Raw genomic sequence first — 2,638 nt, forward strand, 5'->3', positions numbered from 1 at the left:
GCGGTTGGCCAAACCCGCTTTATTTTATCAGAGGAGGTATGTTTTTTCTACTCATAGCTATAAGCTTTTCGGAACCACGGGCATAGCCCGTGGTATTCGAATGACAATTAAAGGCGGAACCAATTTTTGATTCCGCCTTTAAAAATCACAAGCTTCTTAATGGCTCATTTATGGGCCGTTGTGAACGTTCTTATTACTTACTTCACTCTTGCTCCTGAATCGATGTCCCTGTCCACGGTAATAAGTGACAGGCCTTCCTCATTTGATGCGGCAAGAAGCATGCCCTGAGACTCCTCGCCCCTCAGCTTTGCGGGTTTTAAATTGGCAACTACAACTATCTTCTTGCCCACCAATTCCTCCGGAGCATAGTGTTTCGCAATCCCAGCCACTATTTGGCGCCTCTCATCTCCGATTTTCACCTGAAGCTTCAAGAGCTTATCGGCGCCCTTGATCCTTTCTGCCTCCAACACCTGGGCTACCCGAAGCTGTACTTTGGTAAAGTCTTCGATGGTGATGATATTCACCGGCTCTTCCTGAACCTTCGGCTTTGCTTCCTGGGCTGCCTTCGCCTCTTGTTTTACACCAGCTGCTTCATCCTTTTTGGCCTCTTCAAGCCTTGGGAAGAGGATTCCCTTTCGGGAAACTTTTAAACCGGCAGGAAGTTGGCCCCACTTTTTCACGCTCTCCCAGGTAGATAGGGAACTATCCTCTGCGCCCAGTTGCTCTAATATTTTAGCAGGCACGTTGGGCATAATGGGCGAAATGTGAACTGCCGTAATTCGCAGGGCTTCCGCCAGGTTGTACAGCACTGTATTTAGGCGCTCTTTTTTGTCAGGATCCTTGGCAAGGCTCCATGGCATAGATTCATCGATGTACTTATTGGCCCTGCCGATAAATCTCCATATCTCTTTAATTGCAGCATTTAGCTCCATGCGGCGGATCAAAGCTTCTAGTTTCTCTGGCAGGCTCTCAGCCATAGATATCAGTTCATCATCAGTGCCGGCTTTTTCGCCGGGCGCAGGTATTTCGCCCCCTGAGAACTTCTCAATCATGGTAATGGTCCTTGAGAGCAAATTACCTAGGTCGTTGGCCAAGTCCGTATTGTACCTTGCCACAAGATACTGTTCCCCTACCGAAGCATCCTGACCGTAGGGCACGTCGCTTAACAGGTAGTAGCGCACCACGTCGGGTCCGTACTTTTCAGACAGGTCAAAGGGATCCACTACATTGCCCAGGGTTTTGGACATTTTGCGGCCGTCAGGGCCCATGAGAAAGCCGCCCACATTGAGATGTTTATAAATGGGAATGCCTGCTGCTTTTAGCATGGTAGGCCAGAATATGGCATGGGGTTTTATGATATCCTTACCTATGAGATGCCAGGCGCAATTCCAATAGCGCTCAAATTTTTCACTGTCAGGATATCCTAAAGCTGAAACGTAATTTATCAGTGCATCAAACCACACGTATGTCACATGGTTTTTGTCCCAAGGAAGCGGAATCCCCCATGGCACCCGCTCACGAGGCCTGGATATGGAAAGGTCACCTATTGGTTCTGACAGCATTGAGAGCACTTCGTTGCGATATCCTTCTGGTCGAATAAACTCAGGATGCTCATTTATATAGTCCCTTAGCCACTCCCGATACTTTTCCATGCGGAAAAAGTAGTTGCCTTCTTTGCGCCGTTCAGGTGCCATGCCGTGGTCCGAACATCGGCCTTCAACCAGCTCTTTTTCGGTCAAAAAGCGCTCGCAGCCCACACAGTAATAGCCTTCATACTCTCCATAGTAGATATCCCCTGAATCGTAGACCTTTTGCAGTATTTCTTGAACGATTTTTTTGTGCCTGGGCTCTGTAGTGCGGATAAAGTCGTCATACTCGATGCAAAGTTTCCCCCAGGCTTCTTTAAATCGGGCGCTAACTCTATCTACAAATTCCTGAGGTTTTTCTCCTGCCTTCTGGGCAGCCTGAGCTATTTTCTCCCCGTGCTCATCGGTGCCGGTTAGAAAATATGAGTCATATCCAGCAAGGCGATGCCACCGGGCAAGAAAATCAGCTATAACGGTAGTATAAGCATGGCCTATATGGGGCTCAGCGTTTACATAATAAATCGGTGTTGTCACGTAAAAGGATTTTTTGCTCAAGGTTTTTCCTCCTTTTTATTTTGTAAAAATGCATTTATCGAAATCAAAAAACCTCGCCCCAAAAATTTGGGGCGAGGAATTCTCGCGGTACCACCCATATTCGCCTAAAAAAGGCCTCAGCCAGGCACGGGAAATTCTGTAGAGAAACTTCCGATACCTGAAGGATTCTAACGGTCCTTTACCGTAACTGTCTACATATCGACAGCTCGACTCCGGGGCCATCTTCAGCAAAGTATTCGGCGCCGGCTTTCACCTGACCCGGCTCTCTTTTGGCCTAGCCCTTTTGCCTACTCTTCCCATCATGGTCTTTATCTTTTACAATTACTTGAATTAATAAAATTTATATCATATTCATGGTGGAAAGTCAAGATAAGCAGGCAAGCGCTGTGGTTATTTTATGATAATGAAGCATATAGCTCGTTTGGATAAAAAGATTGAAAAATTAATGAACAAGTTTCATAATCCTTTGATGTCTATCAAAGGCATAGGCCCTGTTC

1 protein-coding gene and 1 other annotated feature are annotated in these 2,638 nt (G+C 46.7%); the gene reads right to left on the reverse strand.

Going from position 1 to position 2,638, the window contains the following annotated elements:
* Positions 1-197: 197 nt before the first annotated feature.
* On the reverse strand, positions 198-2,141 hold the full coding sequence (metG, locus tag JT739_RS12465; RefSeq protein ID WP_237661447.1) for a methionine--tRNA ligase: 1,944 nt from the start codon (positions 2,139-2,141) through the stop codon (positions 198-200).
* A 64-nt stretch (positions 2,142-2,205) separates the two neighbouring features.
* Positions 2,206-2,453 (reverse strand) — a binding site (T-box leader).
* Positions 2,454-2,638 lie beyond the last annotated feature (185 nt).

It is taken from the genome of Tepidanaerobacter sp. GT38, from assembly GCF_021991635.1.
Classification (GTDB): domain Bacteria; phylum Bacillota; class Thermosediminibacteria; order Thermosediminibacterales; family Tepidanaerobacteraceae; genus DTU063.